The 22,696-nt window shown below is 39.9% G+C and carries 23 protein-coding genes; all 23 read right to left on the bottom strand.

The window, feature by feature from the left end; translation table 11 throughout:
* Positions 1-4 precede the first annotated feature (4 nt).
* The 23 genes from AWM76_RS03515 to AWM76_RS03405 all read right to left on the bottom strand — a co-directional run bounded on the left by AWM76_RS03515 (position 5) and on the right by AWM76_RS03405 (position 22,656).
* Entirely contained in the window at positions 5-1,387 is a 1,383-nt protein-coding gene (locus tag AWM76_RS03515) for a cell division protein FtsQ/DivIB (RefSeq protein WP_106427336.1), read from the bottom strand.
* A 43-nt stretch (positions 1,388-1,430) separates the two neighbouring features.
* Entirely contained in the window at positions 1,431-2,528 is a 1,098-nt protein-coding gene (gene murG / locus AWM76_RS03510) for an undecaprenyldiphospho-muramoylpentapeptide beta-N-acetylglucosaminyltransferase (protein ID WP_039935976.1), read from the bottom strand.
* A 28-nt stretch (positions 2,529-2,556) separates the two neighbouring features.
* A complete protein-coding gene (gene murD / locus AWM76_RS03505; RefSeq protein WP_003143559.1) occupies positions 2,557-3,945 on the bottom strand; it encodes a UDP-N-acetylmuramoyl-L-alanine--D-glutamate ligase in 1,389 nt (462 codons plus the stop codon).
* Between the two features lie 29 nt (positions 3,946-3,974).
* Positions 3,975-4,922, bottom strand: a complete 948-nt coding sequence (mraY, locus tag AWM76_RS03500) for a phospho-N-acetylmuramoyl-pentapeptide-transferase (RefSeq protein ID WP_003143560.1) — start codon at positions 4,920-4,922, stop codon at positions 3,975-3,977.
* A gap of 67 nt (positions 4,923-4,989) precedes the next feature.
* Positions 4,990-7,128, bottom strand: a complete 2,139-nt coding sequence (locus AWM76_RS03495; protein WP_003143562.1) for a penicillin-binding transpeptidase domain-containing protein — start codon at positions 7,126-7,128, stop codon at positions 4,990-4,992.
* Complete coding sequence (gene ftsL, locus AWM76_RS03490) at positions 7,129-7,569, bottom strand: cell division protein FtsL (protein ID WP_003143564.1); 441 nt, start codon at positions 7,567-7,569, stop codon at positions 7,129-7,131.
* A 62-nt stretch (positions 7,570-7,631) separates the two neighbouring features.
* Positions 7,632-8,582, bottom strand: coding sequence for a 16S rRNA (cytosine(1402)-N(4))-methyltransferase RsmH (rsmH, locus tag AWM76_RS03485; protein ID WP_003143566.1), 951 nt, complete (start codon positions 8,580-8,582; stop codon positions 7,632-7,634).
* Positions 8,583-8,662: 80 nt separating this feature from the next.
* A complete protein-coding gene (mraZ, locus tag AWM76_RS03480) occupies positions 8,663-9,094 on the bottom strand; it encodes a division/cell wall cluster transcriptional repressor MraZ (protein ID WP_003143567.1) in 432 nt (143 codons plus the stop codon).
* 247 nt (positions 9,095-9,341) lie between these two features.
* A complete protein-coding gene (locus AWM76_RS03475; protein WP_106427337.1) occupies positions 9,342-9,716 on the bottom strand; it encodes a DUF3397 family protein in 375 nt (124 codons plus the stop codon).
* Positions 9,717-10,127: 411 nt separating this feature from the next.
* Complete coding sequence (locus AWM76_RS03470) at positions 10,128-11,453, bottom strand: ISL3 family transposase (RefSeq protein ID WP_060779339.1); 1,326 nt, start codon at positions 11,451-11,453, stop codon at positions 10,128-10,130.
* 216 nt (positions 11,454-11,669) lie between these two features.
* Positions 11,670-13,193 carry an IS1182 family transposase gene (locus AWM76_RS03465; protein WP_060779335.1) on the bottom strand — a complete coding sequence of 508 codons (1,524 nt, stop codon included), beginning with the start codon at positions 13,191-13,193 and terminating at the stop codon, positions 11,670-11,672.
* A 227-nt stretch (positions 13,194-13,420) separates the two neighbouring features.
* On the bottom strand, positions 13,421-13,606 hold the full coding sequence (rpmF, locus tag AWM76_RS03460; RefSeq protein WP_016897670.1) for a 50S ribosomal protein L32: 186 nt from the start codon (positions 13,604-13,606) through the stop codon (positions 13,421-13,423).
* A gap of 26 nt (positions 13,607-13,632) precedes the next feature.
* A complete protein-coding gene (locus tag AWM76_RS03455) occupies positions 13,633-14,190 on the bottom strand; it encodes a YceD family protein (RefSeq protein WP_003143613.1) in 558 nt (185 codons plus the stop codon).
* A gap of 199 nt (positions 14,191-14,389) precedes the next feature.
* The gene (locus tag AWM76_RS03450) at positions 14,390-15,661 is read right to left on the bottom strand and encodes a nucleotidyltransferase family protein (RefSeq protein ID WP_003143612.1); all 1,272 of its coding nucleotides are present in this window, start codon (positions 15,659-15,661) and stop codon (positions 14,390-14,392) included.
* Between the two features lie 33 nt (positions 15,662-15,694).
* The gene (locus tag AWM76_RS03445) at positions 15,695-16,462 is read right to left on the bottom strand and encodes a class I SAM-dependent DNA methyltransferase (protein WP_003143610.1); all 768 of its coding nucleotides are present in this window, start codon (positions 16,460-16,462) and stop codon (positions 15,695-15,697) included.
* A 9-nt stretch (positions 16,463-16,471) separates the two neighbouring features.
* Positions 16,472-16,831 carry a ribosome silencing factor gene (gene rsfS / locus AWM76_RS03440; RefSeq protein ID WP_003143608.1) on the bottom strand — a complete coding sequence of 120 codons (360 nt, stop codon included), beginning with the start codon at positions 16,829-16,831 and terminating at the stop codon, positions 16,472-16,474.
* A 29-nt stretch (positions 16,832-16,860) separates the two neighbouring features.
* Positions 16,861-17,487 carry a bis(5'-nucleosyl)-tetraphosphatase (symmetrical) YqeK gene (gene yqeK, locus AWM76_RS03435; protein WP_003143607.1) on the bottom strand — a complete coding sequence of 209 codons (627 nt, stop codon included), beginning with the start codon at positions 17,485-17,487 and terminating at the stop codon, positions 16,861-16,863.
* Positions 17,477-18,139 (bottom strand): nicotinate-nucleotide adenylyltransferase, encoded by a 663-nt coding sequence (locus AWM76_RS03430; protein WP_003143605.1) that lies wholly within the window; start codon positions 18,137-18,139, stop codon positions 17,477-17,479. Before AWM76_RS03430 ends, yqeK begins: the two co-directional genes overlap by 11 nt.
* A gap of 16 nt (positions 18,140-18,155) precedes the next feature.
* Entirely contained in the window at positions 18,156-18,464 is a 309-nt protein-coding gene (gene yhbY, locus AWM76_RS03425) for a ribosome assembly RNA-binding protein YhbY (protein WP_003143603.1), read from the bottom strand.
* Positions 18,465-18,577: 113 nt separating this feature from the next.
* Positions 18,578-19,705: a ribosome biogenesis GTPase YqeH gene (gene yqeH, locus AWM76_RS03420; protein WP_003143601.1), complete on the bottom strand. Its 1,128-nt coding sequence runs from the start codon at positions 19,703-19,705 to the stop codon at positions 18,578-18,580.
* A complete protein-coding gene (locus AWM76_RS03415) occupies positions 19,698-20,228 on the bottom strand; it encodes a YqeG family HAD IIIA-type phosphatase (RefSeq protein WP_039935996.1) in 531 nt (176 codons plus the stop codon). Before AWM76_RS03415 ends, yqeH begins: the two co-directional genes overlap by 8 nt.
* A 217-nt stretch (positions 20,229-20,445) precedes the next feature.
* On the bottom strand, positions 20,446-21,333 hold the full coding sequence (gene thrB / locus AWM76_RS03410) for a homoserine kinase (RefSeq protein WP_003143599.1): 888 nt from the start codon (positions 21,331-21,333) through the stop codon (positions 20,446-20,448).
* A 9-nt stretch (positions 21,334-21,342) separates the two neighbouring features.
* Positions 21,343-22,656, bottom strand: coding sequence for a homoserine dehydrogenase (locus tag AWM76_RS03405; protein WP_003143597.1), 1,314 nt, complete (start codon positions 22,654-22,656; stop codon positions 21,343-21,345).
* Positions 22,657-22,696 lie beyond the last annotated feature (40 nt).

The following is a 22,696-nucleotide window of genomic DNA, read 5'->3' as shown; positions in this document are numbered from 1 at the left end:
CACTTTATTCACTTCCTGATTCAACAACTGAATTTCCACTTGTTGCACCCATTTCGACATTAGAAGATGCTGCTTGTGCATCAGTACTTTCAACCTGACTAGCCTCACCAGATGATGCTGATTCATCATCTGATGCACTAGTTGATCCATTGCTAGAACGATCTGTTGACTCACTAGCTGAATCTGATGATGAATCTTCTAATTCGCTAGCTTCACTTTCACTCGCTGCCCTTGATTCTGCAGCCACCGATTCATCATAAGCTTTCTTCTCTTCTTCTGAAGCGTAAGGGTTATTCCCATCGTTTAATTCAGTGAAATAAATGGCTACTTCCATGTCGATCAGTCCCGTTTGCCCGTCCAATTGACTGGCAATACCATTATAATAACTCATCCGATCACCAATTGAGCTAATAAACCCTCTCACCACGTTCCCGTCAACCATTTGTAAGGCAATCCGGTCAGTATTACTTTCATCACCTGTATAAGTCACAAAGGAAGTTTTTTGAATGATGTCATCTGACAGGCTTGATAGGGCCTTAACCGTTTCTGTTAGCTTGGCTCTTTGATCTTTATTAGCAATATCATACCCTTCAAATAAGGGTAACGCTTTTTCAAGTGATGGCAGTGGTGTGTCGATGATTTCATTATTTTCTAGTAATGGGTAGAAAAAGTCCGCAATCTGGATGTACCCCAACTGGCGGTAGGTTGACACGTTCACAGCTACTTTATTCCAATCCGATACGTTCACAGTTGCTGACTTGACCGAAGGATTTTGGTTTACAATAGCTTGTTCCACCTCACCCTTAGAATTTTTCAAATCTGTCACTGACATTCCTTCATTTAGGGGATATAAATTCACGCTTTCTGTATCCTCCACACCTTCAACAGTGATTGAAGCCACATGATTAAGGGGTGAAGCATAGTAACCGGCCACAATTAATGTAATTACAAATGGTAACAATAATAGCACCATTCTTTTCCAATTAGTCGGTCCACTTTTTTTTACCTTCTTAACTGGAGGCATCCCCTGATTACTTGTCACCAGTTGCTTTTGTTTCTTCGAATTCGCTTTGCTTTTTATGTTGAATTTAGACAATCCCCACTTGGGTTTTTGTTTTGCTTTTTTCATCACAGGTTTTTGCTTGCTACTTTTTTGCTTATTTATATTTGACGCTACTTGTTTCTTTTCAAGCATAGCTTGGTCCTGATCTTCGTATTGATGACTGCTATTCACGCCATTTTGCAGGTCATCTTGGTTTGACTTGTTCGCACTTTTATCTTGCCTTCTGTCTACGTCTGTTCGACCATTTTTAGCTAATTTATCATGTAAACGGCGTCTTCTCTCCCGTTTCTCTTGGCGAATGCGCTCATCTTCTTCCCAATCCATCATCATGCCCCCTTTCTATCTATTTATTTGGAAAAAGGACTTCCTATTTCACAAGCGTTTCAATAATCTTGATTAAACGGTCACCCGCATCTGGCACCCCTTGGTTCAGGGCATTCGTCGCAATTCGGTCCCGTTCATTTTTGTCAGCCATTAAGCCATCAATTTCAGCTAGAAATCCCTTAACATTTAAGTCGTTTTCTAAAATCATGCGGGCCCCATCGTGTTTCACTAAAGAGCGCGCATTCATTTCCTGATGGTTGGCTGTTACATTAGGGCTTGGAATCAAAATAGACGGTGTCCCCAAAGCGGTTAATTCAGTCATTGTTGTTGCACCTGAACGACACACAACTAGGTCAATGGTGTTGAACAAGGCTGGCATGTTATTGATGTAAGAAACAATTTGGACATTGCCCCACTCGTTAAAGTCCGTAAATGCTTCTTGGAATTCTTCGTAATAAGTATCCCCTGAAGCGATCAATACTTGATAATCTTTTTCGATAAAGGCCGGAATAGCTTCTTTAACAGTTTCGTTGATCCGTAAAGCGCCACGACTACCACCGAAAATCAATACTGTTGGCTTGCCGTTTTCTAGACCATAAGTAGTTAAATCTGCCTTGTCTGAAATTGACGCTACCTCTTGGGCGCGCGGATTACCTGTGAAAACTACTTTGTTAGCGTATCGTTTAAAATCTTTCGCTACATCCTCAAAGCAAATAGCTATTTTTGCCATAAAAGGCGCTAAAAACTTATTGGTCATCCCGGCAACGGAATTTTGTTCATGGATAATACTTGGCACACCTGTACGTGCAGCTGCATATAAAACCGGCGCACAGACATAACCACCTGTGCCAATCGCTACATCCGGATTAAAATCGCGGACGATTTGCTTTGCCTTACGTATACTGTCAAACATGTAATAAACTGTTCTGGCATTATCTAAAGAGAATGACCGTTTGATTCCTTGAATTTGGATAGTTTTGAAATCGACGCCTTCATTAGGCACGATTCTTGATTCCAAACCGCCTTCAGTCCCCACATACAGAAATTCTGCATCCGGATATTGCGCTAAAATTTGTTTTCTTAGGGCCAAGGCTGGGTAGATATGCCCCCCAGTCCCACCACCGGAAAGTAAAATTCGCATAATAAACTCCTTTTTCTCGCTAATTAATTTATTTGCCCAAGTCTTCAATCGCTTTGATATAACGATCACCACGGACTTCAAAATTTGGATATTGGTCCCAGGAAGCTGAAGCTGGTGACAATAGAATCGTGTCACCAGGTGCTGACATGTCATAGGCAGCTTTAACAGCTTCTTCAATCCATTCTACTTGTTGAATCGCTGTTAAACCTTTATTTTGCCCCAGGCCAGCAAATTTATCTGCTGCTTGGCCGAAAACAACCATACCTTTCACCCGGTCCATGTGATCGGCTAATTCAGTCACTTCATTCCCGCGGTCTAAACCACCCGCTAACCAAATGACATTGTCTTGTTTTTGGCTAAATGAATCCAGGGCTGTAATAGAGGCATCGTTGTTTGTCGCTTTTGAATCATTGTAGAAACGACGACCATCGATTTCAGCAACAAACTGTAGGCGGTGTTTCACGCCGTGGAAGGTAGATACGCCGTTTTTGATTTCTTCATTTGAAATTCCTAGTAATTTACCAATAGCAACGGCTACTAGCATATTTTCTAAGTTGTGGTGTCCTGGTAGGAAGAAGTCTTTTCTGTTCAAGACAATTTCATCATGCCAGATAAAGTTTTGGCTATCTTGGTCGAACCAAGCACCGTCAGGTTGAATAGTGGTCGCTGAAAAAGGCACTACCGTTGCTTTTGTCGTCCGGTCGCCAAATACGTCCATTTGGTCGGCATTTAAAATCAAAAAGTCATCTGTTGTTTGGTTGGCAGTGATTTGCCATTTTGCAGAAATATAACCGTCCATTGAACCATGGTAATCTAAATGGGCTGCATAAATATTGGTGATGGCTGCGATATGCGGTTGGAATGCATCTGTCCCCATTAATTGGAAGGAAGATAATTCTAAAATCAACCGGTCATCTGCTTCAGCTTTAGAAGCGATGTCTAATGACGGGATACCAATGTTCCCCCCAACGTAGCTTTCACCTGCAAGTGAAGCTGCTTTCCCTAACATTTCGCCAACTAGGCTTGTAGTTGTTGTTTTACCGTTAGATCCAGTAATACCAATAATTGTGGCATCGGTCATCTTATCTGCAAGTTCGATGTCGGTGTATACGGGTAGGCCAATTTCTTGCGCACGAACGACCATTGGGTTGTTAAAAGGAATTCCTGGGTTTTTCACCATAAAGGCGAAGTCTTCATCTAATAGTGATACGGGATGGCCGCCAGCAACAACACGGGCGTTATTTTCCTCGATTAGGGCTTGGGCATCTTTATTTTCTTCAAGTGGTTTGAAGTCGTTGACAGTAACAATTGCCCCCAATGCTTGTAGATGTTGCACGACCGAAACACCAGTCTTTGCAAGTCCGAGTACTAATATTTTTTTATTGCGAACTGATTCGCGCCATTGTGATGCTTCCATAATGATTTCCCCTTTAGTATGAATTTATATTAAAAGAATAATAAGCCGATGATTGCTGTGACTAAACCGACTGCCCAAAAGATAATATCTACCTTCCACTCACTCCATCCAATCATTTCAAAGTGGTGGTGAATTGGCGACATTTTAAAGACCCTTTTCCCAGTCAATTTGAAGGAAGTGACTTGGATGATAACTGAAGCTGTTTCAACTACGTATACGAATCCAATCAATAGTAATGACCACGGATTGCCTAACATTACTGAAATAACAGCTAGTAAGGCACCTAGGGCTAATGACCCGGCATCTCCCATGAAGATACGGGCTGGTTTGCGGTTAAAGAATAAGAAGCCTAATAAACTGGCAACGATAGCGATACAGAAGGCTCCTATTCCTCGTTCACCCATTCTAAATGCGATAAGCGCATAAGTTGAGAATGAGATTACACCAAGGCCTGATGATAGGCCGTCAAGTCCGTCCGTTAAATTGAAGGCATTTGAAAAGCCTGTGATCCATAGTAATAGGAAGACGAAGACGAATAAGACATTTGTAATACCTGTAGTAAATGGAAATGGAATCGACACATGGAAGGTAATTACACGCATTAATAATACGATTAGAGCTGAACCCACAATTTGTAAAATCAATTTTTGTAGTGAAGTTAAGCCTTCATTTTGTTTCTTGAAAATCTTTAAGAAGTCATCAGCAAATCCGATGCCACCAAAGAAAATCATTGTCCCAACTAACAACCAAACTTCACCGTGCCATTGACCGGTCAGTATAGACCAAACCAATAAACCTACTAGGGCTGCGGATAGAAAGACTACCCCACCCATTGCTGGGGTACCAGATTTGGCTTTATGCCAAGCTGGCCCCTCATCTCTTGTAACTTGTCCGAATTGTTTTTCACGCATAAATTGAATGAAGAACGGCATGCCGACTAATGTTAACACTAATGTCGTGATAAAAAGTAATACCATAATTTTCCCTTTCTCTTCCCTTGTTTAAATGGGTTATTGTGAATTTATTTTCCTTGTTTTTAGGTGTTTAAGACTCCGCTAATTGTAACACAATCGTATTGTTGTTATTGACTTGTTCGCCTATCGCAATCGACTGACCAACAACAACCCCTTCACCGTCAAGTTCAACTTCAATACCTAGTAACGAAGCTAAGGCTTGGCTTGCTGAAGCGTTCAATCCAGTAAAGTCTGGCATGGTTGGATTTGCATCATCAGACATCAAGAAGATTGGTTGGGTAACAGACACTTCCTCATTTGCCGCAGGTGTTTGACTGAGGATGCTTGCCCCATCACCAATCACTTCTACATTGACGAAGCTAGCATCTGATAGGGTCTGTTGCGCCTCACTAATGGTTAATCCTGACACATCAGGGACGGTTGCCGTCACAACTGACTCACTATCACCTAAGGCATTATATTCAAGCGCTCTTGTTAATAGCGGTGTATAAATTTCTGTCATCATATCGCTAGCAGTCGTTTCCAAGCTTTTCGGTTGCTCCGCTGTGATATATAGGACATATTGCGGATCTTCACTTGGGACAAAACCAACTACAGAGTACAAGTATTTGGTTAAACCTGCTTCATATGTATTGGTTTCAAGATTGAAGACCTCTGCTGTACCTGTTTTAGCGGATACTGTATAACCATCTAAGTCATAAGCGGCCCCGGTACCTGTGTCTGCATAAACAACAGATTGCAAGTATTCAAGTGTCTTATTAGCAGTTTCTTTTGAAATTGGTGATGAAACTACTTCTGGCTCAACAACTTGCATCGTCCCGTCTTCTTCATAACGGTTAACCAATTGTAATTTCATCATATTCCCGTCGTTAGCAATTGCTGTGAAGGCTTGCATCATTTGATAAGGGGTCACATAAATCCCTTGGCCAAATCCAGTCGTTACTTTATCTGCTTCATACTCATAGTTCATTGAACCGCTTGCTTCGTTGGCAAATCCTGAACCCGTTTCTTGCAGTAGACCGAACTCACGGATATAAGATTCCCAAACGTCATAACCCATCTCTTTTACTAAATGGATCATCAGGGTATTTGATGATTGTGATAACCCCTCCAGTTCGGTAATCACACCCCAACCAACCCCGTTATAATCGGCAATCGTTGAATCGCCCATAGTTACGGGACTTGAATCGTAGAATGAATTTGGGTCAAATACCCCTTCTTCAATGGCTGCTGCTACCGTTAATACTTTAATCGTAGATCCTGGTTCATAAGCTTTTTCAACTAGTAAGTTTTGCCACATATCGTCGATCCCTTCTTTTGTTTCTAGGTTGAAGGTTGGTCTTTGTGATGCTGCAACAATTTCGCCAGTTTCTGGTTCAACTAGCATAGCTGTCATTGACGTTGGTTCATATTTTTCATAAACCTCTGTCATCAAGGTTTCTAAATAAGTTTGTAGTCGGGTATCCAAGGTTAAGTATACATCAGACCCATCGGTAGGTTCTTCCTCCACCTGACCTGTCCCACTTAACTCAACATTGGTCGAACTCGATTGGTAAGATTTACGGCCATTGGTACCTTTTAGGGTCTCATCCATAGACAGTTCCAAGCCCATTTGTCCGGTCAAACGGCTGTCAATTGCAGTGCTAGCTTCCATATACTCAGCATACCCAATTAAATGAGAGGCAAAGACGCCATTTGGATACATTCTAGTTGGCGTTTCATTAAACATAATGCCAGGTAGATTTTGGTCGTCAATGGCCTTCATCTCAGCGTATGTCAGGTCTTGCCCTGCCGTACCAAATTCTACTTGAGAAGCGTCTTGGGTGTTCAGTCGTTCTAATATTTCTTCAGTCGTTAGGTCGATATATTGCGACAAGGCTTGAGCAGTATTTTCCTTATCCACTACATATTGCGGGTCCTCTGGTTCAGACCATTTATCCGTTAAAACTGCGTACAATGAATAAGAAGTAGCATCCATTGCTAATGGATTTCCACCTACATCATAGATGGTTCCACGTTGTGCTGGCAATATGCTACTTCTATCATATAGGTTTTGGGCTTGCGCCGATAAATCTTGACCGTTCACAGTCCCAAAAACCATTATTTGCGTTAAACGAATGCCAAATATGAGTAGTAAAAAACCTGCCAAGCCCATCATCGCTCTAATTGTTTTTTTGCGATTCTTTTTAAGTTTTCTACTGTCTTTCATTTATTCCACATTCCTTATATTTTCTTCATTCATATTCAACCCTTGCTCTTCAGCGATTTCTACTACTCGTGAGTAGTTTGATAATTCGTGGACTTCTTGGGTTAAATTCTCTTTTTGAATACCTAAATCTTCTGCATTTTGTTGCACTTCTTGTAACTGTTGTGACGCTGCATTCACGTTAGCACGCATAATGGTCACTCCTAATAGTCCTGCAATCATAACTAGAAAAGCTATTGTCATCAACATTTTTTGCATCAGTGAGAATTTTACTCTTGATTTACTTTTATTGGCCGGTATATTCGCCGGAAGAGCAGTCACATTCTGCTTTGGTTGCGCTTGTTGACTTTCTTCTGGGTAAGCCGGAATATTTGGAATGGCTCTTTCGGCCGGCATAGCACTCATTTTAATATTTACTTGGTCTTGAAGTAGAAATATTGCCATAAATACGGCTCCCTTCTATTAGTGTGCTTACTTTTTCTATTGGTCTAAAGTTGATTAAATGTCTATTTAATGCGTTCGATTATACGTAACTTAGCACTTTGTGCGCGTGAGTTATAGGCCAACTCTTCTTCACTGGCGTAAATTGGTTTTCTATTGACCAATTTAAATGGCGCTTCAATATCCGCATTAATCACTGGTAAATTAGCCGGTAATTCCTCGCCTGTTGAAGCGTCCTTGAACATTTGCTTCACAATGCGGTCTTCTAATGATTGAAAAGAAATCGCCGATACACGTCCGCCAACATTCAATAAATTCAATGCTTGCTCTAGTGAGTCTTCAATTGCGCCTAATTCATCGTTGACTGCAATACGCACTGCTTGGAAAATCCGTTTAGCCGGATGTCCACCCTTACGGCGGGCCGGTGCAGGAATAGCTTCTTTAACGATGTCCACTAATTCTTCCGTACGCGTAATCCGGTGATCCGCTCTTCTTTGCTCGATTTTACGGGCAATTTGCTTAGAGAATTTTTCTTCTCCGTAGCGGTAAAAAATACGTACAAGATCATTGTATTCCCAGTCATTAATAATAGTTTCTGCTGTTAATGCTTGAGTTTGGTCCATACGCATGTCTAATGGTGCATCTTGATGGTATGAAAATCCGCGTTCAATCTCATCTAATTGTGGCGAGCTCACGCCAAGGTCATACAAGATACCGTCTACACCGGTAATACCCATTTTTTCAAGTTCTGACTGGATATGTCTGAAATTATTGTGAACAAGGGTCACTTTCCCACTTTCAATTTCCGCTGCCAATACTTTCTCGGCATTGCCAATGGCCACTAAATCCTGATCAAAGGCGATTAAACGACCTTCGTCAGATAGGGCTGCTGCGATTTTAGAACTATGTCCAGCACCACCCAAAGTACAATCAACATAAATACCGTTGGGTTTGATTGCCAATCCGTCTACTGATTCGTTTAACAACACTGAGATATGATGGAATTCATTTGCCATTCTTCTGCCATCCTCTTCTTCTATAATTCTTTATCTCTTTAAAAATTTATTACATTTAATTTTCTGATTTATATGCTTAATTAAAGGCCAAAATCTAACATGTCTTCCGCAATTTCTTCGAAGCTTTCTTCAATTTCAGAAGAAACACTTTCCCATCTTGCTTTCGACCAAATTTCAATACGGTCAGAAACCCCTAAGACTAGACACTCTTTTTCAAGATTGGCATAATCTACCAAGGTTGATGGGACGTTAATACGACCTTGCTTATCAATTTCGACTTCAGCCGCTGCAGAATAGAAAAAACGTGTAAAAGCACGTGCTTCTTTCTTAGCTAGCGGTAATTGTTTCAATTTCTCTTGAATTTTCTCCCAATTGTCTAAAGGATAGCCAAAAACACACCCATCTAAGCCACGTGTAATCACGAACTTAGCACCTAAGTCCTCACGTAATTTCGCTGGAATGATGATCCGCCCTTTGGCGTCGATATTATGTTGGAATTCACCCATCAACATCTTTTATCACCTTCTGTGCCTAACCTTAACCTTTATTGGTTTAAGTCTACCATATCTCCCCACTTTTCACCATATATCCCCAAAATTTTGCTTTTTTTTACATTATTTGTGGAAAAGGCGTAATTTCGGGTTTTTTCCACAAAAAAAGAAGCTTTGAACCTGTTTTTTAACAAGGTCTAAGCTTCTTTTTGAATATTTTAAAGAATTTTAAGTTTCTACCCAATAGAGATTGATGACTAGCTAATGTTTACATTGTCACTACTTGAATAATTCGGCAGATGGTTACCAGCATATAAAGAATGAACGTAAAGGAGAAGGCAATATTTACCAGCATGCGGTAGAATTTTCCAACAATAACTTCTTGATTTCTCACAAAACGCCAAACTAAAACACCAATCGCTAACAAGGAAATCACAACCACTAAGTGGGGAATAATTGAAAATAATAATAAATCCTTGGAAATAAAGTGGAGGCAAACCAAAAGAATGGGAAAAACCACATCAATCGGTGCAAATTTAATCCGCTTATTAAAGTAGAGGTAAGGTTTTCCAACTGTACCCACAAGCAATAAGCTCACGATGGGTAGTAGATAAAACAGTATTTCGCTCCATTTGAAAGCCATGATCGTCAACCTTTCCTTTGTTTTCTGTATCAACCATAAGTTTGTCATCCATTAATACTAGCTAAGATGGCTAAAAATGTCTAGAATGATTTTTTCTTTGAAAAGGAAAACAAAAGGCTCTTCGACATTTAATGTGGATAGCTTAATTTAAGCAAGAAACTTAAATTCATTTTATATGGATTTGAGTTTCTTTTTTATTTTATTTTAAATGAGATTTGATAAAAGAAGAACTATCTTTTTTGTCCTTTGAACTGCTGTGTACGTTCCTTAAGAGCCGTGGCACCGGCGAGAGCCAAGGTCTCTCTGCCTTGATATCGAGCCAAGGTCTCGATATCATGCTTTTTCACGGCTAAGGACGTACACTTGCAGTTTTTTTCTTTGAACATAGCGAGCGGGATGTATCATGTTTATTTAATTAAGGGAAGCGGGCTTGCCCGGTTTTAAAATGAAACTAATCATTACCCTATTTCTGAAATTGAAAAAATTACGATATCCATAGGATACACATTTTATAACTTTGATACGATTATTTTTTCCTTCTAGACTAGCGTTTGATCTAGTCTTGTAATGGAAGGTGTTTGCGATAAACGCTATATTCTTCAATAATGTGTTCAGTGAGGTTTGCATATATTTACTGATATTTTGGTGACGTTCTGCAGTAATAGTCTCATGAAACATTTCGATATTATTTTCTTTAGAAGCCTCTAGTAAAGCTTGATATACCCAGTAATTTTCCGTTAAATCCTCATCTAAAGAAAGTAGATGATCAAGAATATCCATATCACAAACCATTTTCCCTTTAAATAAACGTTGTTTTCTATAATTTATAAAATCAACTTCGTTGAAATCCTTTAGGATAAGCTTCCAAAAACTTTTCAGCTTGCGATACTCTTTTTTATCTTCACCATGATTTCTATTTGTATTGAAAGTATTCATTACTTGAACTCTCGTTTTGTTTAAAGAACGTGAAATCAATTGAATGATATGAAAACGATCAATAATTACTTTGGTGTTTGGAAACATTTCTCTAACCAAAGTCATATAAGGCGCATTCATATCAACAACAATGGTTTCAACAGCAGAGCGCTCTTTTAAACTAAATTGGCGGAAGTATTCTCTTAATTTGTATAGTTGTCGAGTGGGCAGTATACCAAGAACTTCATGAGTATCCTCATTACTAAAAATAAAACTCATTTGATTGTCAGCTTGTTTTGTAGATTTGATCTCATCGAAGCACATGTGTTTCGCTAGTTTTGTGCGATTGCGACGAAAATAGTCATCCATAAAGCGATTAATAATTCGTCTACTAGTATTATCTGAGATACAGTGCCTACGAGCGAGATCCTTGTTTGAAATCGTATCTGCAGCCTCAACTAAAACAGATTGTTTCACTTGTTTAGCGATATGACAATTATGTGCAACCTCACTGGTATGAGCAATGAAGCGCTCATCGCATTCATGACACCAGAAGCGTTGCTTCTTAAGCTCTAGATAGGTTGGTGTATTGGATTGGCGTAACCACGTGATCCTAGACGTCATAAACCCATCTTTAACGATAGAATGGTCATTTATACAACCACATTTAGGGCAAGCCTTGGGCTTGTAGGTTAACGTGCCAGTAAAAACTTTTACATTTATTCCTTTAATATTACGCTCTTGAATCCAATTTTCTTCGTTAAATGTGATGTTAGTATCTTTAATGTTTAGTAAAAGTCTGATATTATCGTTGTGAGACATATGAATTTCCTTTCTAATTTTGGTTTAGACGCTTAAATTTTAGCATAGGAAATATTCATATGTCTTTTTGTGTTTTTATACAAAATAGGTTTGAATGATTTCTCATCCACACCAAAAGTCGGAGACCCAAACAAAAAAGAGGCTGGGACAAAAAAGGCTCAGTTAACTAAATAAAGAGAGGAAAAAGATTTCACTTCGAAATCTTTTTCCTCTCTTTTAATTTATCAGTCTCTTTTGAACTTTTATAATGTTATTAGCCATTAATACTAGACCAATATCTGTTTTTACTTTATCTTTTCCTCTTAAATGAGTCCTTCGGAATCCTAAGTTTTGTTTAATCTGTCCGAAGACCGGCTCAACATCAATTTTTCTACATGCGAAAAGAGCTGAGCCATCTTCAGATAATAGCTTAGCTGATTCATTTTCTTTTAAATACTGATACTTTCTATTAAAAGAAAATGACTTTTGTGTTGCGGTTTCTCTATTGACTGGATAATACATTTCTTTTTCTAAGCGATATCCAGTTGTTGTTTTTGGATGATAAACATGATGAAAATGATACTGTGTACCATCAGGGTGAATAAAGATTTGATTTTCCGCATCATGGTCCCAATTATTTAAATTCTTACTTGATTTCTGAAATTTCTTCGTCTGTTCCTTATCAAACATATTGTATTTGATGAGATGATCAATCCCTAGATTGTCCAACGTTTCTAAGTTTTCTTGGCTTCCATATCCAGCATCAGCTACGACGATTTTAGGTAAAGTAGGCATACTTTCAATAAATGGTAATAGTGTACGTGTATCCGTAGGATTTGGAAAAATATTATAGGCTATAACAAATTGATTTTCAGTTGCTATTTGAAGATTATAACCTGGTTTAAGTTGACCATTTAGCATCGGATCTTCTTTCATTCGCATGAACGTTGCATCTGTATCTGTTTTTGAAAAACTATTTCTACCTTCAAATGTTCTATAATAATTTTCATACTTTATCTCACGCTGTAAAAAATCATCTTTCACTTTTCGTAAGTGTTTTTTCAATTTTCTTCGTTTCTGCTTTCTTGGATCTGCACCTTTTTTTGGCGTACTTTCAATTTCTTCATTTACCTCAGCTACAGCTTCCTCAAGGAAGTCTTTTAGTATTTCAACATCATTTAAAGACATTGAATCAATTTCATCTTTGATAATCTCTTTTTCTACAGTAGGTAATATTTCGTTTCTATAATATGCCATTTCTTTAGCTTTTAATGATGCGTAAAATTTATCTGTTGCTCTTTTCCAAACAAAAGAATATTTATTTGCATTTGCTTCAATTTTTGTACCGTCTATAAATACTACATTATCTGAGATTAGTTCTTGTTGAACTAAAAAGAGTTTAAATTCAACGAATAGGTTCTCAAGAATTGATGCACATAATTCACTAGAACGAAATCTATTAATCGTACGATAAGAAATTTCGGTATCGGCAACTAACCATTTCATTGGAATGTTCTCTTGCATCATTTTTTCAATAGTTCTTCCTGAAAACGTCTTTTCTATATATGCGAATAGTAATGCCTTTAAGAGGATTAATGGATGATAGGCCGGTCGGCCTTCGTGTTTATAAAATTGATCGAGGATATGTTCATCTAGCTGTTCAACAAAATTATTTACTTGGAAAACAATATGATTTGGTGCAAGATAATCGGATAACTCTAATGGTAGAAAAGCTTGATTCATGTTATATTGAGTATACATAAAATACCTTCTTTCTTTTTAGTTTTGTCGTTATTACTATTATAAATGAAGGTATTTTATTTTTGTATCATTTAAAGAGGAGATTGACCATTTTTCGTGGTCAATCTCCTCTTTTTTGGCTAGTTTTGTCCCAGCCTCCTTTTAATTATATATAATCAAAGTAAACATTTAAGTTTCCCACATATCAACTATGTGGTAATTCTCAATGAATCTTGCGCTAAATAAAATTATTCAGCTGCTGCGTCAGTCATTACATCTTTACCATCGTAGAAACCGCAGTTTGCACATACATGGTGAGATTTACGTAATTCACCACAGTTAGGGCATGCGTTCATTCCAGGTACTTCTAACTTGTAATGTGTACGGCGCTTGTTTTTTCTTTGTTTAGACGTTTTACGTTTTGGTACTGCCATCATTACACCTCCTAATTAAATATCAATTATGCTTCATCCGACGATTCTGAATCTTTAAACATATCTTGAAGTTTGGCGAATTCAGGATTAATAACTTCCTCTTCATCGCGTTCAGCTTCAAACGCTGTTTGACTTACAACTCGCCAGTCATTCCCTTCAGGAAACGCATCGTCAGCCTCTTCCTCTTCAGTTAAAATCTGAATTGGTAGATTTAGAAGAATGTTGTCCCGAATAGACTCTCGCAAATCTAACGTGTAGCTATCCATAGATAGTTGAACAATGTGTTCTTCATCGACAATATCTGTCTCCCAACCGTCTTCAATAAAACGTTCGGAAACTGGTAATTGTAGATCCAGCACTACCGGCTCTAAAGACCGTGTAGATGGCATCGTCATTTTTAGTGCTAATCGTAATTGTGTCAATACTGTATGTTCTTCATAGAGAACCATACCATCAACTGAAACAGATGACATGTCGATCAACTCAGGTATTACTGCCTTCATTTGCTCTTTCATATCGACTGATTCTTGGATCATCATTGGTTGGGATGCGATTTGACGCAACTCTTGAATAGACCATTTCATTATTGACCACCTAATAAGCAACAAGAAAAATTATACTAAGTCTAAACTTATTTGTCAATGTTTTTTCCTTGACAAGGTCATTAAATTAAACTCATTATCACTTTTTGACTGTCATATTTACAGGATGAAACGCACTTTCCCATACTACTAGGTCTCCATCAAAAAGTAAACTATTTTCCCTCTGCTCCCTTTCCTTTTTTTATTTCGTAAATATTGGCGGATGATTGAAATTTTGTGTATCAACTTGTGGTTTTAGTATTTCATACATCCGGTCAACCTTCAACCACATTGGCCAGTTTTCTTCACTCGTCTGGTCCACACGACTCACCAATTGCCATAGACTGTCGTCCCTACTCAAATCCGATTTAACCATCTTCAAGTAAGACCGTCCCTTCTCAGTCGCCCCAAGCAACATCAAAGGCTGTCGATGACTAGGTGAAAGCACTACCTGCATCTCATCTTTTTGAATATTCAAAGCCACCATCAAAGCCGTCCTTTGCACCCGATTTGCCGACCAATTCCGATTCTTCACCCGGTCCACAAAATCAGAGAAATTGTCCACCTGCTTGATCGCCTCAACCATCCGGTTTTCCATACCGCCCACCATTTGATACATCCCCCCTAACTCCTCGTTAGAAGCCGTCAACAAACGATAGCGCAGATAGGGGAATAAGTCCGCCCACGACACCAGCTGGTCCGCTTCAACCGCTTCACATAAAGCCTCAGCCATATCCCTCGGCACCATCTTCTCCAATTCGTTTGAATCTTTAAGACCCTTTAAATCTTTGGAAAAGAGGTAGTGACGTATGGCTGACCCAGAGGTATAAAGGCTAGTGTCTTGGTCTAATTGGCCTGCATTTAAGGCGCTTAAACGGTGGTTGTCCCCAATCCGTTTGACTGGCACCATCTTTAAAGGCGTCTGTAACTGGGCATTAACCTTGGCATATGCAAAAGCCAGTAAGGTATTGGCGTTTTCTTTAAAGTTGACCTTTAAATCCGCAATTTCTGGATGGGTCGCCTGCAAATATTGAATAGCTGCAATCCGTTTTTCAGCGAAAGAACGGTTGTCTACATCTGCTACATATTGGTCAGCTGCAGCCACTTGATTAGGGTGGGCAACCATCCACTTGGCCAATTGTTCATAATCAGCAAAGTGGTCGTCTTCAACCCCAAAAGAAATAGCCGTAGCACCAAGGGCCGCTAAAGCCTTTACCCCGCCTTCAGCAAAGTAGTCTGCAGGTTGGATAGCAAACCAAAATGGTAATTCAACTACTAAATCACAGCCGTTTTCCAAAGCGACGGCTGCTCGAGCCCACTTGGATACTAGGCTTGGTGCCCCACGTTGAACGTAGTTACCTGACATAACACCAATCACAAGGTCGGCCTTGGTCTGGTCTTTGGCTTTTTTGATCTGATAGGCGTGTCCGTTATGGAACGGATGCCATTCGGCAATAATTCCGACAGCTTGCATAGAGTCACCCCTTTTCCAAAGTGTTTACATGACTTATTTCTGCGCTGAAAAGAAGATACGTTTAGAAGTTTCATCCGGTGCGTCTTGGCTAAAGTCTGCTGTGACACGGATGTTTTTGAAGCCTACTTGGGTCAATATTTCCTGATATGCTTCAATAGACAAGGTCTGTTCATAATGCATTTCTTCAAACCGTTGGTAGCTGTTATCTTCTGTATTTTGAACGAATACGTTAATGGTATGATCGATGGTATTTTCGCCACGGAACTGGTCTGATGTCCAGGTAAATACAGCGTCATCCCACTCAACGACGAATGATGTTTCTGGATAGATGTCATTGATTTGATGAATAGAATGAACATCAAACATGAAAATCCCACCATCTTGTAATTGTTGGTAGATATGGGCAAAAGTAGCTTTCACCGCATTCGCGTCCGCTAGATAATTAATGGTATCGCAGAAGCAAGAAATGACTGCTGCCTGGTCCTTTAATTCAAATGTGGTCATATCGTCTTGCCAGAATTCAAGATCTAACTTGGCTTCCTTGGCGTTGGCCTTAGCTGCTGAAACCATTTTTTCAGATAGGTCTAAGCCCTTGATTGGATACCCTGCTTGGGCCATCAAAATAGCGAATTGACCACCTCCTGCGCCAAGGTCCACCCAATAATCTTGACCCTCTAAGAATTTGTCAAAGGCCTGCATGGTTTCTGTGGCATAGGTAAACCAAGATAGATATAGACTGTCATCAAACAAGATTTCGTAGACGTCGGCGAATACGTCATATTGTTGTTGATTTTCTGTCATGGTCGCGCCCTAGCTAATCCATTCTTCTACGTTGACTAATGGTGCCTCAGCCCACATTTTTTCTAGGTTATAGAAACCACGTTCTTCACTTGTAAATACGTGTACAATCACATCGAAAGCATCGATTAAGATCCAACGGTTACCGTCTTTTCCTTCGATACCCTTCACTGAGAATTCTGCTTCTTCAATTGCTTCCTCAACAGCGTCAACAATGGCTTTAACTTGACGGTCGTTACGTCCAGACATGATGACAAAATAGTCAGCCATTGGTGTTGTGTTGGCAACGTCTAAGGCAACGATATCTGTCGCTAAGCGGTCATCTGCGCCTCTAACGATTGCTTCTAATAATACTTCACTCTTTTTAGTCATAAATACTCCTTTATTATTACTTAGTCTGATTACATATTCTTATTCGTTTTTTTATTGCTATATCTTTGGACCCAATCATTATAGATTGCAATGGTTTCTGGGTATACTTGACGACCTGATTCAACCAAATGCACAATAGATTGCTTGATTTTGAAGTCTACTGCGGCATCTAAGTCAGTTTTAGCTAGTTCACGTGCTTTTTCAACGCCTTTAAAATCACGACCTGGTTCAATATAGTCAGCAATAAACAAGATTTTTTGATTTAGGGTCATGTCATAACCCCCAATAGTGTGGTCCCAAACAGCCTTTAAGATATCATCATCTTTGACCCCAAACTGGGTATCTGCGATCATAGCGGCTAGTGGACCATGCCAGATGGCAGAACCGTAATTTAACCACTCTGGGTTGTAACCTGGATAATCTTTAAATTCAGCCAAGTGGGTTTCGCTGTCATCTTTGGCATAATCATGGAGCAAGGCTGCTATACTGACCTTATCTACGTCCGCTTCAGGGTAAAGTTCAGCTAGTTGAATTGCTGTTTCTTCTACCCGCAAAACGTGCTTATATCGCTTGTTGGTTAAACGAGCATGCAGTAATTTTTCAAGTTCATCCCGTTGAATATTGATTAAATCCGGATTTAATTTTCTATCTTTCATGTGCTTGATATAACCCCTTTTCCTGGATATAGGCAGCTACAGCTGTTGGTGTCAGATACCGGATAGAAGCCTTATCTGCTACTGCTTTTCTGATTCTTGTTGAGGACACAGTCATTCCTTCAGCGTCTACAAAAATCAATGGATAGACCGTATCACTTTGATATCCCTCACGGCCGACACCTACAAAATGCACCATCTTAATCAATTCATCAATTCGGTGCCATTTAGGTAAGTTTTCGATCATATCAGCACCGATAATGAAGTAAAACTCATAAGTTGGATACAAGGTTGTTAAAATCTCCATTGTATCCACCGTATAAGATTTCCCTACCCGGTCGAGTTCAATTGCTTCTAGACTAAAATGTGGATTGTCTTGGATTGCCAATTCAATCATATCTACCCGGTAGGCGTCGTCTAAGGTTTCTTTGGTTTCCGAATGGGGTGGCTTCTTGTTTGGCATAAACCACACTTCATCTAATTTCAGCTTGTCATAGACTTGTTCAGCCATCAATAAATGACCGTTATGGATGGGGTTAAAGGTCCCCCCAAGAATGCCAATCCGTTTATTGGGATTGTCTTCAAACGCTAATTCTGTCTCTGGTTCATTTATCAAACGAACATGTTCTTGATCTAAAAATGATACCTTTGCCACAATTTGCCTCCTGTAATTAGCCTAAAGCTTTTACTTGCGCTGAGATTTCTTGATACTTAGATTCAGAAGAAGGACGGTATAAAGTAATCACACGTCCAATTGTTTGGACAACAAATGCATCTACTGCCTCAGCGATTTCTGCTGCCGCTTCACTAGTTTCTTCATCTGTATTTTGTAATAAATGTACCTTGATCAACTCACGTTTTTCTAGGACTTCATCAATTTGCACCATAAATTCTTCTGATAAACCGTTTTTGCCAATATTGGCTACGGGGTTCAAATGATGGGCTTCTTTACGTAAAAATTTCTTTTGTTTGTTATTCAAAATGAATAGTCTCCTTTCATATTAGGGTGTGAGAGCCGACCTTTCATTTCAGCAGGCTCAAACCCGATTTTCCTCTAGCTGATAGGCAATGCGACTTCTACCGCGCCTAAAATCTAGATTAATTTTTCCCTGGTGATAATATCAATACCCTTTGGTACGTAAGCAACGATTTGAACTGGGTCACTTACTGACACCCAGCCTAAACCTGGAAATACGATATCTGTTGGTGTTTTGATTGAGAATTCTTTGCGGACCAGTCCTGGGAAATTGGCCACATTTTCTGGGTAAGGCGGTTGTAAAATTCCACCAAGATGCGCTTGGTAAAATTCGTCTGAACCTGCTAATTTACGGCGATGTGGTTTGATTTGACCCGACATATACAGGGTAAATGAGGTCCGTTCACCAGCAATAAAATCCAGACGCGCTAAGCCACCAAAGAACAATGTTTGTTCTGGATTCAGTTGGAAAGTCACAGGCTTGATTTCTTTATTCGGTAAGGCGTCCACCAATTCTTTTCCTTCTAAAATAGCGGTCATCTGGCCTGGGTTAATAATTCCAGGTGTATCAATTAAGCTAGCTTCATTACCCTCAGCATCGTCAAAAGGAATATCGATTAAATCTAAGGTCGTTCCTGGGAACTGGCTAGTTGTAATGACATCCGCTTCCACACCCGTGGCTTGAAGAATCCGGTTGATCAATGAAGATTTCCCAACATTAGCCATACCAATCACATAAACATCACGACCATCTCGCATTTCATCGATTTTCGCTAATAAGTCGTCAATATTCGCCCGCTTTTTAGCTGAAGTAAGGATTAAGTCATCCACCTTAACCCCATTATCTTTCAAGTATTTACGCAACCAATTTTCAATCCGATTGTGTTTCACTGCCTTTGGAATAGCGTCCATCTTGTTGGCAACCATTAGGATGGGGTTAGTCCCTGCAAAACGGTTTAAACCGTTTATTAAAGAGCCTGCTACGTCAAAGATGTCAATCACATTAACGATAAGGGCATCTTTTTCGCTAAGGGTATTTAAGATGGCTAAAAATTCATCTGCAGATGTCGATACCTTCTCAAGGGTATTATAATGACGCAATTTAAAACAACGTTGGCAGTATAATAAACCTGATTCAATACCTTTCTGGTATGCAGATTGCGGAGTGTATCCGCGTTTGTCTGGTTGGTCAGTCTGAATTTCAGCACCGCAACCAACGCAATATAGTGTTTCTTCGTTAGACAATATTATTCCTCCACTTCAAGTCGGGATGTTTCTTTTCAATTCTCTTGAATAAGAATTTTTCAATTTTACGATTTAATAGGGTCCATACCAAGTCTGTTTCAACTAATGGCATGACCAAGATGCTGCGAATGCCTAGGCGGTTACCGCCAAAAACATCGGTTAAAAGTTGGTCACCAACAATGACTACTTCATCCTGACTGACACCAAGCATGTCAATAGCCCGTTTAAACCCTCTACGAGAAGGTTTTTTTGCGTCTGAGGTAAAGAGCACCCCTAGCTGGTCAGCTACACGTTTGACGCGACCCTGATGGTTATTGGATAAGATGACAACAGGTATCCCCGCATCTTTCATGGTTTTTAACCAAGCACGCAATTCGGGTGTCCCATCCGGGTTATTCCATGCAATCAAGGTGTTATCTAGGTCGGTGATTACGCCTTTGATATTATGTTTGGCTAATTGGTCAGGTGTCAATTGATAGATACGTTCTATCATCCAGGTTGGTTTAAAATAGTCTTTTTTCATGCCGGCCTCCCTTAATTTCATGAATAGTATACCATAAGCAGCCCCTTGATTCACTTATGCAGGAGCCGATTCACCGCTTGTTTTATAAGCATAAACTTTTGGTAAAATGCTGCAAGCCAAGTAGGCGAATAGTAGCCTTTTTCTAAAAAGCAAAGCAACAAAAAATGCTACGGGCATATCAGTCTGACATGCTCGTAACATTATCAATCGTCTAAAATCACATATCCTCTACTATAACCCCATCTGAGGCAAAGTCAAGTGTCTTTATCTGTGCGTCAAGATTTAATTGGCTGATGGCCTCAACAATCTGATCTGAGGCAGAAGCTTGGACAAGGGTCATAATAGTTGGGCCGGCACCTGATAGGTAAGTCCCGTATACCCCGTCAACTGTTGACAATGCTTGGCGGATTTGCCCTAATTCTGGGACTAACTGTGCCCGAAACGGTTCATGTAATTGATCCATCTCCATCAAGGTACCTACTGCTTCAATGTCCCCTTCTAACAACTTGCTCACGAAGACATTACCGATACCATTCGCCCGAACTGCGTCTGCAAACACCAATTCTTTCGGTAAAACGGCTCTCGCTTCTTTAGTTAACAACTCTCTATTAGGGATAGTCGCAATAAAATGCACATCATCCAATAGAGATTTGGTCCATAATACATGGGTTAAATCCATAGCGACTGACACCACCAAACCACCTGCTAAAGCTGGGGCAATATTATCCGGGTGGCCTTCGATTTCGTTAGCCATGTTAATCTTTTCATCCATTGACCAAGTTGCATCCGCTAAAATTTCTGCAATGGCAATACCCGCCACAATAGCTGAAGATGACGACCCTAAACCACGAGCTGTTGGGATATCGCTGGTCATATTTAAATGATGTGGTTTGGCATCCGGTGCGAACCGTAAAATTGTTTCAATCACCATGTTGGATGCGTCAGTTGGAATCCCTTCGCCTAGGTCATGGTCTATTTGCCATTGTTCACTAGGGTTAAGAATATCCACCGTTAAATATAGGGTAACGGCAACACCGATTGAATCAAATCCGGGCCCCATATTGGCTGAAGTTGCCGGAACTTTCACTCGTACCTTTTCTACCATAATGGTCACCTACTTCGCTTCAGGCAACACTGAATAGTAAGAAATCAAGTTTAATTCAGGATTATCTTGTGTAGCTTGGTTGATTTGTTGTAATTGGGCTTGTGACATCTCATGGGTGACAACCACAATTTTCGCTGTTTTATCGTCAGATGACGGTTCTTGGAAGACCTTGTCTAAGCTGACTTTCGCATCGTCAAAGATTTGGACAAGCTTGATAAACTGCCCTTGTTTGTCTTCAGTTTCAAAGTGGAAGAAGCCAACAGATTTGATGTCTTCTGCCTTTTTCCAAGTGGCATCTTGACTGTAATTGGCAAATGGTTGGCCAGTCGTTTCTGTGTGGATATGTTGACCAATAGCCATAATATCTGAAACCACCATGGCACCAGTCGGTAATTCACCGGCACCAGGACCGTAGAACATCATCTCACCAGTCGCTGCCCCCTCAGTAAAGACCGCATTCATTTCGTTACGGACAGTTGATAATGGGTGAGTTTTTGGTACTAAGGTTGGCGCTACTTCAGCGTAGACGGTACCGTCTACCAAGTTTGCCCGACCAATTAACTTGATCACGTAACCTAATGAGCTAGCAACTTGGATATCACGAGCTGTGACATGCCGAATGCCTTTGACTGGAATTTCGTTCAAGTCGACAGTCACCCCAAAGGCCATTTTCGTTAAGATAACAATCTTACGGGCTGCATCTAGACCATCTACGTCACCTGATGGGTCTGCCTCCGCCAAACCTAAAGCTTGCGCTTCCGCTAAGACTTCATCGAAGCCTCGTCCTTGTTCCACCATTTTTGTCAAAATGTAATTCGTTGTCCCGTTGACAATACCTGATACAGAGAATAACTTATCTGACGCTAATGGCGTACGTAAACTGTTTAAAATTGGAATACCACCAGCAACAGCTGCTTCATACAAGAAGTCTAATTGATGGTCGTGGGCATATTGGATTAAATCTAACCCCCGTTTAATCGCCACCAAGTCCTTGTTAGCAGTTACGATGTGTTTACCAGCGCGTAATGCAGATTCAATACAGTCAGCTGCGAATGTTGTCCCCCCCATAGCCTCAACCACAATATCAATTGAAGGGTCGTTGATGACATCATTGAAATCAGTTGTCAATTGAATGCTTTCTGGTAATCCAGGATGTTTCGCTTTTGATTTTTCAATATCGCGGACAAAAATCTTCGTTACTTGGTATTGAATACCTTCCGTATCTGACATTTTTTGTGCGTGATCATGCATAATTTTGGCTACCCCGCCACCGACTGTACCTAGACCAAGTAATCCAATATTAATTTGTTTCAAATTTGCCACCTCTTTAGTTGATTGTATTTTATCATGTATATTTCATGAT

Source organism: Aerococcus viridans (assembly GCF_001543285.1).
GTDB classification, from domain to species: Bacteria; Bacillota; Bacilli; order Lactobacillales; family Aerococcaceae; genus Aerococcus; species Aerococcus viridans.
This window is presented reverse-complemented; position numbering and strand designations above follow the sequence as displayed.

What these genes read in the sequence shown, in the direction of transcription:
- murD (WP_003143559.1), bottom strand. Translation starts at nt 3,945, where the DNA reads ATGGAAGCATCACAATGGCGCGAATCAGTTCGCAATAAAAAAATATTA.
- AWM76_RS03445 (WP_003143610.1), bottom strand. Translation starts at nt 16,462, where the DNA reads ATGACAGAAAATCAACAACAATATGACGTATTCGCCGACGTCTACGAA.
- yqeK (WP_003143607.1), bottom strand. Translation starts at nt 17,487, where the DNA reads ATGAAAGATAGAAAATTAAATCCGGATTTAATCAATATTCAACGGGAT.
- AWM76_RS03470 (WP_060779339.1), bottom strand. Translation starts at nt 11,453, where the DNA reads ATGTCTCACAACGATAATATCAGACTTTTACTAAACATTAAAGATACT.
- AWM76_RS03455 (WP_003143613.1), bottom strand. Translation starts at nt 14,190, where the DNA reads ATGAAATGGTCTATTCAAGAGTTGCGTCAAATCGCATCCCAACCAATG.
- mraY (WP_003143560.1), bottom strand. Translation starts at nt 4,922, where the DNA reads ATGGTATTACTTTTTATCACGACATTAGTGTTAACATTAGTCGGCATG.
- AWM76_RS03465 (WP_060779335.1), bottom strand. Translation starts at nt 13,193, where the DNA reads ATGTATACTCAATATAACATGAATCAAGCTTTTCTACCATTAGAGTTA.
- rpmF (WP_016897670.1), bottom strand. Translation starts at nt 13,606, where the DNA reads ATGGCAGTACCAAAACGTAAAACGTCTAAACAAAGAAAAAACAAGCGC.
- AWM76_RS03450 (WP_003143612.1), bottom strand. Translation starts at nt 15,661, where the DNA reads ATGCAAGCTGTCGGAATTATTGCCGAATGGCATCCGTTCCATAACGGA.
- rsfS (WP_003143608.1), bottom strand. Translation starts at nt 16,831, where the DNA reads ATGACTAAAAAGAGTGAAGTATTATTAGAAGCAATCGTTAGAGGCGCA.
- AWM76_RS03495 (WP_003143562.1), bottom strand. Translation starts at nt 7,128, where the DNA reads ATGAAAGACAGTAGAAAACTTAAAAAGAATCGCAAAAAAACAATTAGA.
- ftsL (WP_003143564.1), bottom strand. Translation starts at nt 7,569, where the DNA reads ATGGCAATATTTCTACTTCAAGACCAAGTAAATATTAAAATGAGTGCT.
- AWM76_RS03515 (WP_106427336.1), bottom strand. Translation starts at nt 1,387, where the DNA reads ATGGATTGGGAAGAAGATGAGCGCATTCGCCAAGAGAAACGGGAGAGA.
- mraZ (WP_003143567.1), bottom strand. Translation starts at nt 9,094, where the DNA reads ATGTTGATGGGTGAATTCCAACATAATATCGACGCCAAAGGGCGGATC.
- rsmH (WP_003143566.1), bottom strand. Translation starts at nt 8,582, where the DNA reads ATGGCAAATGAATTCCATCATATCTCAGTGTTGTTAAACGAATCAGTA.
- AWM76_RS03475 (WP_106427337.1), bottom strand. Translation starts at nt 9,716, where the DNA reads ATGGCTTTCAAATGGAGCGAAATACTGTTTTATCTACTACCCATCGTG.
- AWM76_RS03415 (WP_039935996.1), bottom strand. Translation starts at nt 20,228, where the DNA reads ATGAAAAAAGACTATTTTAAACCAACCTGGATGATAGAACGTATCTAT.
- murG (WP_039935976.1), bottom strand. Translation starts at nt 2,528, where the DNA reads ATGCGAATTTTACTTTCCGGTGGTGGGACTGGGGGGCATATCTACCCA.
- thrB (WP_003143599.1), bottom strand. Translation starts at nt 21,333, where the DNA reads ATGGTAGAAAAGGTACGAGTGAAAGTTCCGGCAACTTCAGCCAATATG.